Origin of the sequence: Prevotella sp. tf2-5 (assembly GCF_900115435.1) — a bacterium.
GTDB lineage: Bacteria > Bacteroidota > Bacteroidia > Bacteroidales > Bacteroidaceae > Prevotella.
Map to the genome: position 1 here is coordinate 20,724 of NZ_FOWK01000008.1, position 15,055 is coordinate 35,778.

Below are 15,055 nucleotides of genomic sequence, written 5' to 3' on the forward strand. Positions count from 1 at the left end.
ATTCTTTTATGTATTTTTGCAACCAATACAAGAACAAGACTATCGGTCATGACGAACGGATTGGCAATATTTCTGATAGATATCAGTGGTCTGATGAGAATTGATATCTTGTTATGGGTGGCAGGTGTTCCTGCAATTCTGGTATTGCTGTTCGCTCTTTTCTACCAGGTGAGACAATATCGTCAGTTGAAGGCTGAACTGGCACAACTGGCGAAGATCAAGCGACATAACATCGAGTATGAGTTGGTGCTGAAGGCGATGAAACTGTCCACATGGCGACTGAATGTCCCAGAAAGCACGGTGGCTTATGAGAGCGATTACCGGAGTGGAAAGTATTCGTTCAGTCCACAGACGGGCACCCCGGTTGAGGGTACTTTTGCCCTTATCCATGCCGATGACCGTGAGCGAGTCAGGGAAGCGCTGACAGGACTGATGAAAGGCAAGTACGAGGACTATCATCAGCAGTACAGGGCACAGGCGACACCTTCCTCACCCTTTTATTGGGCGGAGACCTTCGCTACTGTTGAGAAACGTGATATCGACGGCAAGCCTCTGACCATCGTGGGCACCTCTATGCGTATTGATGCCCAGAAAGAGATTGAGCAGGCGTTGATAGAGGCTCGTAACCAGGCAGAGGAGAGCGACCGCCTGAAATCTGCCTTCCTGGCGAACATCACTCATGAGGTACGTACTCCCCTGAATGCCATTGTGGGCTTCAGCGATGTCCTGCCCATGGCACAGAGCGAGGAGGAGCGTAATGAGCTGATCAAACTCATCAAACAGAATAACGCCCACCTGCTCCGGTTGTTTGACGACATGATGAATATCTCCAAGCTGGAGGCAGGCAACAATGGTGAGATCGTCAAGGAGGATTTCGAGTTGCTGCCTTTGTTGCAGGAGATGGTGGAAAAATACCAGCCTGTCGCGTCCGACAACGGGGTTGCCGTAGAGACGGATGGTGCCGCTGAGTCCATCATCATCCATACAGACCGTGACCGTCTGAAGGAAATACTGAACCAGTATATGAATAATGCTGTGAAGTTCACAGCTGCAGGCAGTATCCGACTGGGTTACGACAAGCTGCCGTCAAGTCTGAGGATATGGGTCCGTGACACAGGAAAGGGTATTCCTGCCGACAAGTGTAACGACCGTCTCTTCGAGCGTTTCGTGAAAGTGGATGACTTCGTGGCGGGTACCGGACTCGGTCTGAGTATTTGCCGGAGCCTTGCCGACCTCCTGGGAGGTAAGGTGGGCGTAGAGTCTGTTTATCAAAAAGGATCTACCTTCTGGGTGGAGATCCCCTATTAACTATGCAAGCGATTAGATTTAGATATTTTCTCTTATTCCTCCTTTGTTTGGTGTGCCAGTCTTCCCTGGCACAGTTGATGTCCGGGGTGATTACCGATGCCGAGACAAAGATGGTCATTCCTTCTGTGACGGTGTCGTATAAAGGACATCAGGTGGCTGTCGCCTCAGGACTTGACGGACGTTATGTCATCCAGAAAAACGTGGGATGGGCATTGACTTTCAGTGCCGTGGGTTATGTGTCACAGACCATCCCTGTCGTCGACAGGACTCCTGTGGTCGTTAATATCCAGTTGCAACCGGATACCAAGGTGCTACAGAACGTGACGGTACGCTCCAAGCGACAGCGTTATAGTCGTAAGAACAACCCTGCCGTGGAACTGATGCGTAAGGTGATAGAACACAAGCGTTTCACTAATCTCGCCAATAAGGATTATTACCAGTATACCAAATACCAGAAGCTCACCCTTGCCGGTAATGACATCACCCCGGAGAAACTCTATCACTCCGTCTTCCGTAAGAACAAATGGATGTTAGACCAGTTAGAGCCTTGCCCCTATAACAACAAACTCATCCTTCCCATCTCTGTTGACGAGACGGTGACGAGGAAACTGTACCGCCGCCATCCGCATGATGAGAAGAATATCATCATGGGACAGAACTCGACGGGTGTCGGTGACTTGTTCCAGACGGGCGATATCATGAATACGATGATGAAGGATATCTTCACGGATGTGAATATCTACGATGACCAGATCCGGCTTCTTCAGCGTCCTTTTACCTCACCGATAGGAAGGGGCGCCATCGGCTTCTACCGTTTTTATATCGAGGACACCCTGCAGGTGGAGCGTGACAGTTGTATCCATCTGCATTTCCTGCCTAATAACATGCAGGACTTCGGTTTCCGTGGGGATATCTATATCCTGAAAGACTCCAGCTATCAGGTGAAACGCTGTGACTTGTCCATCCCTCGTCAGAGTGATGCGAATTTCATCGAGAACCTCCGTGTCATCCAGCAGTTCTCCCAGTTGCCTACTGGTGAGTGGGTGCTGACGGTGGATGATATGATGGTAGAGATAGAGATACTGAGTTTCCTGCAGAAAGCGGTCGTCGTCAGGAACACTCGTCTGACAGACTATGCCTTCGATGCTCTCGACGACCAGGTGTTCAAGGGGAAGCGTGATGTGAGGGACGCTGACGCGATGTCGCATAGCGACCTCTTCTGGGCACAGTACCGTCAGGTGGAGCTGACCAAGGGTGAGGCGTCGATGAAGGACTTTGTCAAGAGTTTCGAGAAGATGAAGGGGTTCAAGTATATCATGCTGGGCTTGAAGGCTCTCATTGAGAATTACGTGGAGACGGGTAACCCCTCCAAGGTGGATATCGGTCCTATCAATACCATCTTCTCCACCAACTATATCGACGGATTCCGTACTCGTCTGAGTGCGCAGACCACGGCAAACCTCAACAAGCACTGGTTCTTCAGCGGGTATGTGGCACGAGGGTGGAAGTCGCATAAGAACTACTATAAGGGGGAGGTGACATATTCCTTCAACGAGAAGGAGTACCTGCCCAAAGAGTTTCCGCAGCGTTACCTGACTTTCTCGTCAACGTATGATGTGTGCTCCCCGTCGGATAAGTTCCTGACGACGGATAAGGATAATGTGTTTACGGCATTCAAATGGAGCAAGGTGGACGCCATGATGTTCTACAACAGACAGCAACTGACTTTCGTCCATGAGGCAAATGCGGGACTGAAGACGACAGTCAGTCTGAAGACGGAGGAGAACGAGGCGTGCGGCAAACTCTATTTCACTCCGCTTGCTGATTATGCCGCATGGGATCAGACAACTCCTCGTCCTTCTGCGAGAATCCGCACTACGGAGCTGCACGCCGAGATAGAATACTGTCCGGGAGCACTTTATATCAACACCAAACAGCGTCGTAAGAAGGTGAATCGTGAGGCTCCTATCTTTACCCTGGGACATACCATCGGTATGAAGGGCTTCCTGGGGGGAGACTATAACTACCACTATAGCGAGCTGAGTGTCAAGCACCGCTTCTGGCTGAATAGCTGGGGAAAGGTGGATGTCTATGTCAAGGGTGGGGTGCAGTGGTCGAAGGTGCCGTTCCCGATGTTATGTATGCCGGAGGCGAACCTCTCGTATATCCTCCATCAATACACCTATAGCCTTGTCGATAACATGGAGTTCCTCAACGACCGTTTCGTCTCTACGATTATCGCCTGGGACTTGAACGGAAAACTGTTCAACCGCATCCCGTTGCTGAAGAAACTGAAATGGCGTGAGTATATCGGGGTCAAGATGCTGTGGGGAGGTCTCTCCGACAAGAATAACCCGTTCCTGGCACAGAATACTGACAGCCCCTTGCTGATGGTGTTCCCTGAGGGCTCTCATGTGATGGATCCGAAACGCCCGTACTGGGAGGTCTCTGTGGGTATCCATAATATCTTCAAGTTCTTCCACGTGGAGTATGTGCGCCGCTTGAACTACAACGACTTGTCGACGGCTCATAAGAATGGTGTCCGCGTGACCGTTCATTTCACTTTCTGATAATTTTCTCGCCTATGCAACTTTTTCCGCGTCTTCTCCGTCTAACAGACAGAAACATTAATAAAAGAAAGAGTATGAAGAAGTTATTTTTGATTTTTGTCGTCGTGTTCGCCGTCGTGGCTGGAACAAGTGTTTATGCCTTCCAAGGTTCTGATAAGGTGGAGGAGTCTCGTGGGTTGAAAGGGTTTGAGCGTATCCGTCTGGAGGGGTCTCCTGACATCAAGTACGCACAGGGTAAGACATGGTCTGTCCGTGTGAAGGCGCCCAAAAGTATCATCAAGAAAGTACAGACTCGTGTGGAGAACAACACACTGGTCGTCAGTGTGAGTTCTGGCAGTATGTTCAGCTTCAGCAGCATGAAGGATAATGACGTGACGGTCTATGTCACCTCTCCTGACCTGGTCGGTGTCGAGGTGCATGGCTCTGGCGACTTCGAGAGTAAGTCGCATGTGGATACGGATAACCTTGCCATTACCCTGAAGGGCTCTGGTGACATCGATTTCTATGATATTATCTGCGACCGTGTCAATGTCTCTTTGGTGGGTTCTGGTGATGTGGATGTCAAGAAGGTCGTCACCCAGTATTCCGCTGTCGAGCTGGTAGGCTCTGGTGATGTGAAGATCAGTCAGCTGAATGCCAAGGACACGAAACTGGAACTGAAAGGCTCTGGTGATATCAAGGTGGCTAACCAGAATTGTGGCACCGTCACCTGCCGCCTGGTGGGCTCTGGCGACATCACCCTCACTGGTACGGTCAGGAAACTTGAGAAGACGACTCGTGGCTCTGGTGATATCCATACCGATGGGCTCCAGATCGTGAGGTAGTGACAATATGCCATATACTTAATTCTATAAATATCAATACAAAACTAAAACTGTTATGAAGAAACTCCTACTTGCCCTGCTGGCTGTGGTGCTGTGTGAGAGTGTCAGTGCTAAGCTGCCAGTGAAAGAGAAACTGAACCGTGCTCCTGTGGCTGTGAAGACCTCGCAAGGCATTCTCGTGTCATGGCGCTATCTGAATGCTGACGGTGATGCTACCTTCTCGTTGTATCGCAACGGAACACTTGTGAAAAGCGGTATTGCCGGTGTTACTAACTACCTCGATGCCGACGGCAACCCTGGCGACACTTACAAGGTGGAGAGCAGTATGGGTGGCGAGGCTGTCTGCACCGCCTGGGACAATATGTTTACGAAGATAACCATTCCTCGTCCGGCAGCACGTATGTCGAAGGATGGCAGTCTCAAAGGTGAGTATCGTCCAGACGACATCTCTGTGGGGGATGTTGACGGTGATGGCGACTATGAGCTCGTAGTGAAATGGCTCCCCAACAACCAGCGTGACCCTGGGGAGGATGGTGCGGCAAGTGCCACATACATTGACTGCTATGAGATGGACGGCACACAGAAATGGCGTATTGATGTGGGCGATGGGGTGCGCTCGGGTCACCATACCACACAATTCCTGGTGTACGACTTTGACGGCGACGGCAAGGCGGAGGTTATCTTCAAGACTGCTCCTGACTCTAAGGACGGCTTGGGAAATTATGTCACACAGGCGGGTAATGCCACCATCAAGGCTATCGAGCCGTCTACGGTAACCGTGAACTCTGAGGGGCATGTCACACAGGGCGCTGAGTTCCTCACCGTGTTCAATGGCGAGACGGGTGCCGCCATGCATACCATCTTCTATACCCCCAGCCGCTCTATGAGTGACTTCCCGTATAGCGACACCTCATACAGTTCGTCGTGGGGTGATGACTCTTACAACTATGGCGAGCGTTATAATGCTGCCGTGGCATACCTCGACGGTGTTAACAACCTCCCTTCTGCCATCCTGCAGCGTGGCTACATGACTGCATGCTACATCTGGGCTGTTGACTGGAATGGCACCGCCCTGAAGACTCGTTGGTTGCACAAGGGCAGTAGTAAATGGCAGTGGTGTGTTGTCGATGCTGCGGGTACGGAATTGGCTAATGAAACCACTGACCCGGTAACATCACAGGGTAAGTCAAGCTTCGGACAGGGGGTGCATGGCATCAGCATAGGTGATGTCAATGTCGATGGATATGATGATATCTGCATTGGCGCCGCCACCATAGGACATGATGGAAAGTTGCTCTGCGCAACGGGCTTCGGGCATGGCGACGCCATGCATCTTACTGACCTCTGCCCGGATCGCCCGGGACTTGAGGTGATGATGCCTCATGAGCAGAGCCCGTTCGGTTGGGATGTGCATGATGCCACGACGGGTGAGGTGTTGTTTGACGCTACAGGTGAGAAAGACAACGATAGCGGACTGGCTTGTGACTTCGTTCCTGGTAAGTATGGATCGGAATTCTGGTCTTCTGCCGATGACGTGATGCGTTCTTGCGTTGACGGATCTACTGTGCATAACGGTAAGCCTGACACTAACTTCCGGATCTATTGGACTGGTGACCCGTTCGACCAGTCGTTCGACGGACAATATGACGCAACGAACGGCTGTGCTCCACGTGTCTGCTCATGGAATACGGAAAACAATGCCATTGTCACCTTCCAGGAGTTCGCGGAATATGACAAGCCACAGACCTGCAACACCACCAAGGCGACTCCTTGTTTGCAGGCTGACCTGCTGGGTGACTGGCGTGAGGAGATAATCATGACAAACTATGAGGCTGACTGGAGCGATCCTCATTGCGAGCTCCTCATCTTCTCCACACCGGAGCCGACAGCATATAGGGTGCCTTGTCTGATGGAGGACCACATGTACCGCCTGGGGGTTGCCTGGCAGAACTCCTCATACAACCAGCCTCCTCATCTGAGCTACTACCTGCCTGCTCACCTGGGTGTAGATGGCGATACCTACACCACACAGACTGCCAACCATGCTCCTGAGAGCGCCACAGGTGTGAAAGGGGTTAAGGCTCAGACCTCAAATGACAAAGTACAAACCACCAAGAAAATCATCAGTAACGGTCAACTTGTCATCGTCAAGGATGGCAAGGAGTATAATGCTGTAGGACAGACTTTAAAATAGGTTCCTGCTGATATCCGTTATCCCTCATCCCAGTATCTGTTATGGGTGTATTCCGATACCTCCGATACCCCTATAACAGATATTGTTATACCCCTATAACAGATACTGGAGCAAGGTGAAGGAGATACTGGAGCAAACCTTCGCAGATACTGGGATCTCTCGCATTACAGATTACAGATTACAGTTTGCGATTTCAGATTTCAGATTTCAGTTTTCAGTAAGTGATCTATGACAAATGACAAATGACAGTTTATCATTTGACCGATTCAAACAAATAACAAATAACAGTTAGCGAAAAAGGAAAAAAGTCTCAGTCTCAGAATCTCAGTGAGCGAACGAACGAACAGCGAACAGTTTACTAAAGTAGAAATATACCAAAAAGTCTATATATTATATTATTATATATATATTATATATAATATATATATAATAAAATTAGTGGTCAACATTTTTAGGAAAATAGAATAACTGTTCAACTGTTCGTTCGTTCGCTTTAAAAAACTGAGATTCTGAGACTGAGACTGCATTACCATACTGAAGAAGTTGACACCCTACTCTGGGGATCATTGACGCTTTTTCTAAGATCGTTGACGCTTTTACTAGAAAGGTTGACTTTCACTAACTGTCATCCGTCATTTGTCATAGCATTCAACGTTTTGACTTACTGTAATCTGTAATCTGAAATGCTTGCCGTACAGGTAAAAAGTTACTGGTGACGGGGTATTAGTGCCTACCTTCGAGGGTGTTAGGTACGCTCTTTCAACCGTTCGGCTATAGCCAAACGACTGAACGGCTCCAGCCAATCAACTGAACGCCTATAGCCGTTTTCAAATCACTCAAAAAACAGTCGCTGTCCGGGTGTAGAATGGTAGCAGGATTGTAGCACCATTGTAGCAGGATAAATCCCAATCGTGCTCACAGGGGACAGTCCTTGTGCTCCCGACTGGAAGTTCTAAACTGTAAAAAGGGAAAATAAACAACAAGCGGGGTCTGTGCCCCGCTTGTGTTATTTGATGACAACCTTACGTCCACCGATGATGTAGATACCGCGCGTGGGGTTGGTTACCTGACGACCCTGCAGGTCGTAAATCTTCTCACGCTGACTGGGTGCCACCGTGCCTTTCACCTCCTCTATGCCGGAAGGACTGAGGTTGAGAATATAGTTGAGACCCTTCTGAGCATTGATTTTCCCGTAGCCCCATCGGATGGGCGTCTTGGCGGTGAAATCGTCGTTGTCGCACGCGTTCTTCAGCGCGTCCTTTATCTGTTCAAAGGTCAGTCCGGGCTTGGCTTGCAACCACAGTGCGATGATGCCAGCCACGTGGGGAGCAGACATCGAGGTACCGTTATAGGCTGTGTACGCACAGTCTTTCCACTTCATAGACTCTTTGGGCGTGCCCGGATCGTCATATTTGAGGACATTCGCGTTGATGGCCGACACGATGTTGACACCGGGAGCACATACCATTGGAGCTTTGACCCCGTTGGAGAATTGGCCGTAGCTGGAGAAGTGAGCGATGTCGCCGAGGGAAAATTCCGAGGAGGCGTCTTTATCATCCTCCGTGTAGTTACGGCTCAGTGTGTTGGTACAGTAGGCTCCTACGCTGATGATGTTGGGCGTGGAAACCCAGTCGCTGGCGGAGATGTCATTGTCGGCAACGGCGCATCCTGGGGCATTGCCGTATCTGTTGTTATCCCAGAAATCCATTTCCAAGCCGTCGTAGCCCTCTACAGTGAGACTGAAGGGGTCGGGCTTGCCGCCCTCTTCGGGAATATATATCGTACCGCCGTAAACAGCCTTGATGTGGAGTTTGCCGTCAACAGTACCCACACTGATGTACACCTTTCCTCTGGTTAACAGGGCAAGATTTTGATCATAGGGCGCAAGAGGGTCTGAGTCTGAATCGTCACCGTTTGCTCCCTTGGAGACGGCGGGGTCGCCTATCTTATAGCTCACCTCGAGCCCCCATTTCTGAGTGTTCTGATGAAGGATGGCCATCTTCACCTTGACCGTCTGGCCGACGACGGCAGGTTGGCGTGAGTATCCGTTGGAGTTGGCCTGTGTAGAGAAGTCGTCGCCATATTCATTATGACTTTCGACCATGGGGAACACGGTTTTGAGGGTGTTGTCGGCAGCTGTAAACTTCTTGTAGATATGTGGAGTCAAACTACCCTCGTTGCCGGAAGACATGACGGGAATAGTCGTCTTGACTACTTCGCCCAGCATCTCGGGTATGGTTCCGGTACCGTTGTGCGGTCCCTCATGGGTTCCGATACTCATATTGATAACGAGGTCTATTTTCTTCTGCTTGGCGTAGTTGACAGCAAACATCAGCGCCTTCTCCAAACTGCCTTGATAGGTTTCAAAGCGCAGGGCGTCGTATACTGCATCGAAGGGAATCATCATGATGTCGGCTTCGGGAGCCATACCGGTGAATCCCTGGGCACTCTTCGTTCCTACGGCGATACCTGCAGTATGGGTTCCATGGGTGTCAAAGAGTCCGTCTTCCTCGCCAAGCGCCTGAATGCCCTCGGGGGTGTCGTAGTAGTAGCCGGGAGCGGTCACCTCACCGGCCTTAGGGTCGGTGTACGTCAGCTGTTTATGTCCTGCTTTGCCAGTCTTCTCTTCCATCTTGTAGACGCACTTGATGCGGCTGTTCCCGTTGGCATCGGTAAAGGCGGCATGCTTGAAATTGAAACCACCGTCGATGATACACACCATCACCCCCTTGCCGGTGAGCGACGTGGCGGCTCCTGCCGGTTTATTGAGGATATCACTGACCTTGGTTGCCTTCACCGAGACGTCGGTCAGCGGCTTTCCCGTGTGGGTGACGTCGATGCGCTCGATGCCTTTCAGGGTGGCAAGACGCTGAATACTCGACACAGGGATGTTGATGACGGCCTGTTGTCCCAGCACACCCTCTATCCGACCTCCTGCGTCGCGAATGGCATTGTAGGTCTCCACAGCAACTTCATCAGCGACTTTGACCACCAACGTGAGACGGTTCTCATCGGCATTGGCGCTACGGCGCCCTTGTCCTTCTAACGCCTGCTGCTGATTAGTCAACAGCTGTGCGTCCAGTGTCATCTTGTCTTGTGCTGCAACCGTCATGCTGACAGCCAACAGCACCAATAGGTAGAATTTTCTCATTGTATTTCGAAACAACTAACCTAAAATGTACTTCTCGGCATTCAAGTGGAAGAGTTTTTCTTTTTCCTCTTCCGTCAGATCCAGCGTTTTCACGAATTTCATCATGTTAGACAGACACTCGTAGGGGTAGTCTGAGGCGAAGATGATGCTGTCGATGCCGAAGGCCTGCTTGGTACACTCAAAGGTGATTTTAGACATGATGCCGCTGGTGGTCATCACTACGTTCTTGTTCTGGAAGTAGTAAGCTACCGTGTGCTTCATCTTCACCTCATCGTCCTTGATCCATGCAAAACGGTTGTCAACCCTGTCGATGATGAATGGGAAGTATTCGCCACAATGGCCGAGAATCATTCTCAGCTTGGGGAACTTGTCGAAGGTGCCGTTTAGAATCAGGCGCAACGACGTCTTCATGGCATCCAGTCCGAATCCGAGTCCTGGCGAAGAATACACATAACCCATCTCCTTCATATCCTTGTCGTCGGAAGCCTGCGGATGAACATAGACGGCACAACCCAACTCTTCAGCCTTTGCCAGCAGCGGCAGGTATTTCTCCTCATACAGATGCTCATGCATATAATTGGAATGTGTGTGCCAGTATTTGAATCCCAGCTCTTTGACGCAACGCTCCAGCTCCTTGATGGCCTCATCAACGTATGGCGTCGGCAACACGGCAGCACCAAAGAAACGACCGGGGAATTTCTTGATGAGTTCTGCCACAGCGTCGTTGGATTTCTTAGCGAAATACACGCACTCCTTCTCGGGCAATTCCTCCAACGCAGGCGAAGAAGACATCACAGCGGCGTCAACGCCGTTGCGGTCCATTTCCGCCACGCGCTCCGCTCCGAAATTCATCAGTTCGTCAATGACAGGATAGGTGTTCGTCACACCGCTGAAATGGGCATAGATTTTATCTCTCACTTCCAGCACTTTTTTTTCTGGATAATACCTCATGGCCTGATCTCTCGTAGCGAGATAGTCCATCAACTCAGGCAAATAATAATGAAATTCACAATCAATAATTTTCATGTTGAAAAATATATTTAAGTTAATAAAATAATTATTTGGCTGTAACGGTCATCGAGTAAGGTTTCGGGTGATTGCCATCGGCGCAGTACCACTTGATGGTGAACTGCGAGACGCCTCTGTCCAAGGCATAGCCTCTCAGTGTCTGCAGGGCATTGGGGTCGTTGAGCATTTTCTTCGACGTGTCCACCAGGCTCTTGATGGTGTTCTCGCTCTGAGGCGTCTGGTCGGCAAGCACGATGGTGGGCTGATAGAGGTCAGGGAATTGCGTCTTCAGAGCGTTGGTCAGCTCGTCCTTCACACCTTTGTAGCCATCCTGTCCCAACTCCGGGAAGTCCACATCCATATACCACGTCTGCTTTGAGCGGTTAGGCACCAAGAGCTCGTAGGAAACGGTATTGTTGTTGGCATCCGTAGAAGAGGTGGAACATAATTTACCTGAGTTTAAGGCAGCCCATGGGTCTGAAAAATCCTCGTCAGGTGACCGTGCGACTGCAACAAGTGAACACATGGTTGGCATGTGGTATGTCTCTAAGGTGTAAGCACCTTCTGGATTAGCAACAGACCAGCATGCCTGATTGTCTATATTAACATCAGTGGTAAGAGCATCAGGTGCAATGGCATGTGTGCCTTTTCCTTCGTCACTCCCAACATCTCCCATACCAGTCTTACCACATTCGTAGGTCCAGCTTACCTTGTTGCCATCTGTATTCTTCACACATTTCAACTCCTTTGCATTTTCCGTAGTCGTCATGGTGTATGTTGTGCCTGTTGTCCAACCTTGAGAGAAATTGAGTCCGAGTGAACCACTTGGATTACTTCCTACAAAACCGAGGCCAAAGGAGCCACCAATGGTATTGGTTGATGATTGCGATGTACCTACGGCAACAGAACGGCTGATGTTGTTGTTGTCGGTATCAGGGATAGCATCTTCGAGCTGTATGCTACCTTTGCCTGTAAGGTTCAGCGAAAAATCGCCCTTGTTAAACCAAGCACCATATACAGCACAGCCATGAGTGTGAGACCCCGGCTCCCACGGCTGTTCCTGAATATAATCTTCGGGAAATTCGAGGCCTATTGTATTGTCCGGGTCACTATATCTGTCTTTTTTTAAAAATATCCACTTGTTGTTTTCATACGGACCTCTATAGAGTGTCTTTGAGGCATTCCAGAGGTCATCGCCTTCACGCTTGCCGCCTACTGAGGCTACAACCTTCTGCTCTGTGTAATAATAGTCTTTGTTGGTCTCCATGTTATGAACACCCCATACGCGGATGATTTCCTGATAGGCATTGTCCTTCTTGAGAGGATTGTTCACCTCAAGGATTTTATTACCATCCTTGTCTTTGTTAACCAAAACAGCAGCGAGCGAATTCTGATAGGTGTGTTCCTCGCTGGCACTCGTCAGGCTGTTGATGGCATCGTTGCCGTTAGCTCGGTTGCTCGCCCTGCGCACCTGCTGTGCTGCGTCGCGATTGTTCAGCCACTGCGCTGCGCCATCGGCAAGGTAACCACTGCTGCATTGGTCATATTCTTGCGTGATGGTTTTTGTCTTGGTACTATTCGAACCATCTTTATTCGTTACAGAATAAGTAATAGTTCTGGTGCCATAAGGTGCACACTGATAATAACCCTTACGAGAGAAGATGACCATCTCGGCAACAGCATCTGCCTCGCCTGCCCCACTTCGGGTGGATGCCAGAGCATTGATGTTTGCAATGCGAGTCTTCATCTTCGCTGCATCAGCATTGATAGTATTGCTGGAAGTCAGGGTGTTTGGTGGAACGATATTGACAACAACACCACTGCCATCATCTTTTGTAAGAATATCGTATGTTGCCTGCTCAAATCTTGCCGACAACTGCTCCATCACCTGTACCAGATGTGCATTATGAGGCTTCTCTATTGCGATGTAGCCGCCAGTCAGATATATCTTCGCTGCCTCCAGCCATTCTGTAAGAGGGCGATTTTGGATATCCTCACCCTTGATGAGCACCATCTTGGTATTATCATCAAGACCGGTGGTGGTATTAGACAGACGACGCACAAGGGCTGCACCCATAGAGTTGTCGTCGAAGGAACTCATTACCGCTGTAGGAACATCTGCTGTCACCTTGACATTCAACTCATCCACCTTCACGTCGGTAGGATTAACTCCGCCGCCGTTATCATTGCTGGCTATGTCTTCTTTGGCACAGCCTGTCATCATCGTCGCAATCCCCATCATTAGGATTGCAGAAATCAGGTAATTACGGTTTTTAGTCTTCATAATCTTCCTTTATGTTTTTCAGTAAATGATGTTGCAAAGATACAACATTTTTTTGATATATATACAAAATTGCGTTTTTATTAAGGAAAAGTTGCGCACAGGGGGCTCCTTGCGAGCATAATTATATGAGGTCGTCTGAAACGCCGATAAATAAAGGCTTCAAGCGAGATGATTTAAGCCTCCAAACGAATTAATTAAAGGCTTTAAATGAATAAAGAAGAAATATGGTGAAGAAAAAACTCTTGCTCACCCCAACAGATATTATTGCATCCAGATTGTAAAACTCACACCTACATCAGCCACTTCCACACCGGCACTACAGGTATTCCTTCTTCCGTGCCCTCCTCATCGTAAGTGATCAGTAGGCACTTCCAGTCCTCGTGCGCCTTGGCATACTTCACCAATGGCGGCACTTCTCTGTTGTAAGTGGTCTCCTCCTTGATGCTATACGCCACCTGGATGGCCAACTTCTCGTCAGGTAATATGAAGTCTATCTCCTTGTCAGCATTTAGATAATACACATTCTCTTTGCCGTATCGTCTGAATAATTCCACCGCAACCATATTCTCCAGCAGCGAAGTCTCCGAATTCATCAGAAACAGGTTCAGCAATCCGTTGTCGATAAAGTAGTACTTCTTCTGCATCTCCTTCTCCGTCAGCTTTCCCACCTCGTTCTCCATGGGTAGTATCAGCCAACTGTCAGCTGCATATCCCGCGTAGTCAATCGTGGTAGGCACACTGATGGGCGACCCAGTTGCCACGATTACATTCTTCAGTCTGTTATACGACAGAGGCTGCTTCACACTCTCTGCCATCTTCTTGATCAGGATGTTCAGCACCCTGTCGTTCTTAATGTTGTTTCGCGCACAGATGTCGCCAAGGTAAATCTTCTGGTACAAGCTCGAAAGCATAGCCCGCTTGTTCTTAAACGACAGAATCTCTGGCAGACCGCCATAATAGAAGTATTCATTCAGATGTCGCTTCACCTCGCTTCTCTGAATCGTGTCATATTCCCAATGCTCCCTCAGTTCCACCTGCTGCGCTGCCAGATACTCTTTGAACGAATATGGGTATGCATCATATATAAAGAACCGGCCACCCAACGTAGTTGCCACCTCCTTGCTCAGCATCTTCGCATTGCTGCCCGTCACGTAAACAAGGTATTTAGCATCAGCCAGTCGGCGCACAAACTTATCCCAATGAGGAATGTTCTGCACCTCGTCTAGAAACACCACCGGCTTCTTGCCATACAGTTCCAGATGGGCCTCCAGCAAGCTGTTGAAGTCTTCTGTCTGGAATTCCGCCAAACGTTCATCCTCAAAGTCAACAAACAGAATCTCGTCCCATCCCTTTCCTGCTGCCTGCAGCTGACGTACACGCTGATACAGCAGGTACGACTTACCCGCATGTCTCACGCCAACTATCACATAGTTGCCGTTCTCTTCAAAGTCAGTGGGACGGTTCACGATCACCGCCTCATCCACTTCGCGCTGCTTACTAATTAGGCACTGTTTGATGACATCTTTACTGATACTCATATAAATTATATTTAATAAGAGTTGTATGATTTTATAAAGTTTGGTTTACAAAGTTAAGCATTTTCTATAAAACAGAATTAATAAACCCTGATTTTTTACTATATTTTCACATTTTTTTATCGCAACCACTATTTTCCCTGTCTATATTTTGCCATGTCGTGGATTTGTCGTATATTTG

8 protein-coding genes are annotated in these 15,055 nt (G+C 49.2%); 4 read left to right on the forward strand and 4 right to left on the reverse strand.

Features of this window, described 5'->3' with window-relative positions:
- The first annotated feature begins 48 nt into the window (after positions 1-48).
- The 4 genes from BM257_RS09325 (at position 49) to BM257_RS09340 (ending at position 6,896) form a co-directional block, all read left to right on the forward strand.
- Positions 49-1,308 carry a sensor histidine kinase gene (locus tag BM257_RS09325; RefSeq protein ID WP_092071537.1) on the forward strand — a complete coding sequence of 420 codons (1,260 nt, stop codon included), beginning with the start codon at positions 49-51 and terminating at the stop codon, positions 1,306-1,308.
- Between the two features lie 2 nt (positions 1,309-1,310).
- Positions 1,311-3,878, forward strand: a complete 2,568-nt coding sequence (locus tag BM257_RS09330; protein ID WP_092071540.1) for a DUF5686 family protein — start codon at positions 1,311-1,313, stop codon at positions 3,876-3,878.
- 74 nt (positions 3,879-3,952) lie between these two features.
- Positions 3,953-4,702, forward strand: a complete 750-nt coding sequence (locus BM257_RS09335; RefSeq protein ID WP_177216073.1) for a GIN domain-containing protein — start codon at positions 3,953-3,955, stop codon at positions 4,700-4,702.
- A gap of 55 nt (positions 4,703-4,757) precedes the next feature.
- Complete coding sequence (locus tag BM257_RS09340) at positions 4,758-6,896, forward strand: rhamnogalacturonan lyase family protein (protein WP_092071547.1); 2,139 nt, start codon at positions 4,758-4,760, stop codon at positions 6,894-6,896.
- A gap of 1,006 nt (positions 6,897-7,902) precedes the next feature.
- On the opposite strand, the gene BM257_RS09345 is transcribed toward BM257_RS09340, so the two are convergent.
- The 4 genes from BM257_RS09345 to BM257_RS09360 form a co-directional block, all read right to left on the reverse strand.
- Positions 7,903-10,047: a S8 family serine peptidase gene (locus tag BM257_RS09345; RefSeq protein WP_092071550.1), complete on the reverse strand. Its 2,145-nt coding sequence runs from the start codon at positions 10,045-10,047 to the stop codon at positions 7,903-7,905.
- Between the two features lie 15 nt (positions 10,048-10,062).
- On the reverse strand, positions 10,063-11,073 hold the full coding sequence (locus tag BM257_RS09350) for an amidohydrolase family protein (protein WP_092071552.1): 1,011 nt from the start codon (positions 11,071-11,073) through the stop codon (positions 10,063-10,065).
- 31 nt (positions 11,074-11,104) lie between these two features.
- Entirely contained in the window at positions 11,105-13,339 is a 2,235-nt protein-coding gene (locus BM257_RS09355; protein WP_092071554.1) for a hypothetical protein, read from the reverse strand.
- A 290-nt stretch (positions 13,340-13,629) separates the two neighbouring features.
- Positions 13,630-14,877 carry an ATP-binding protein gene (locus BM257_RS09360; protein WP_092071557.1) on the reverse strand — a complete coding sequence of 416 codons (1,248 nt, stop codon included), beginning with the start codon at positions 14,875-14,877 and terminating at the stop codon, positions 13,630-13,632.
- Positions 14,878-15,055 lie beyond the last annotated feature (178 nt).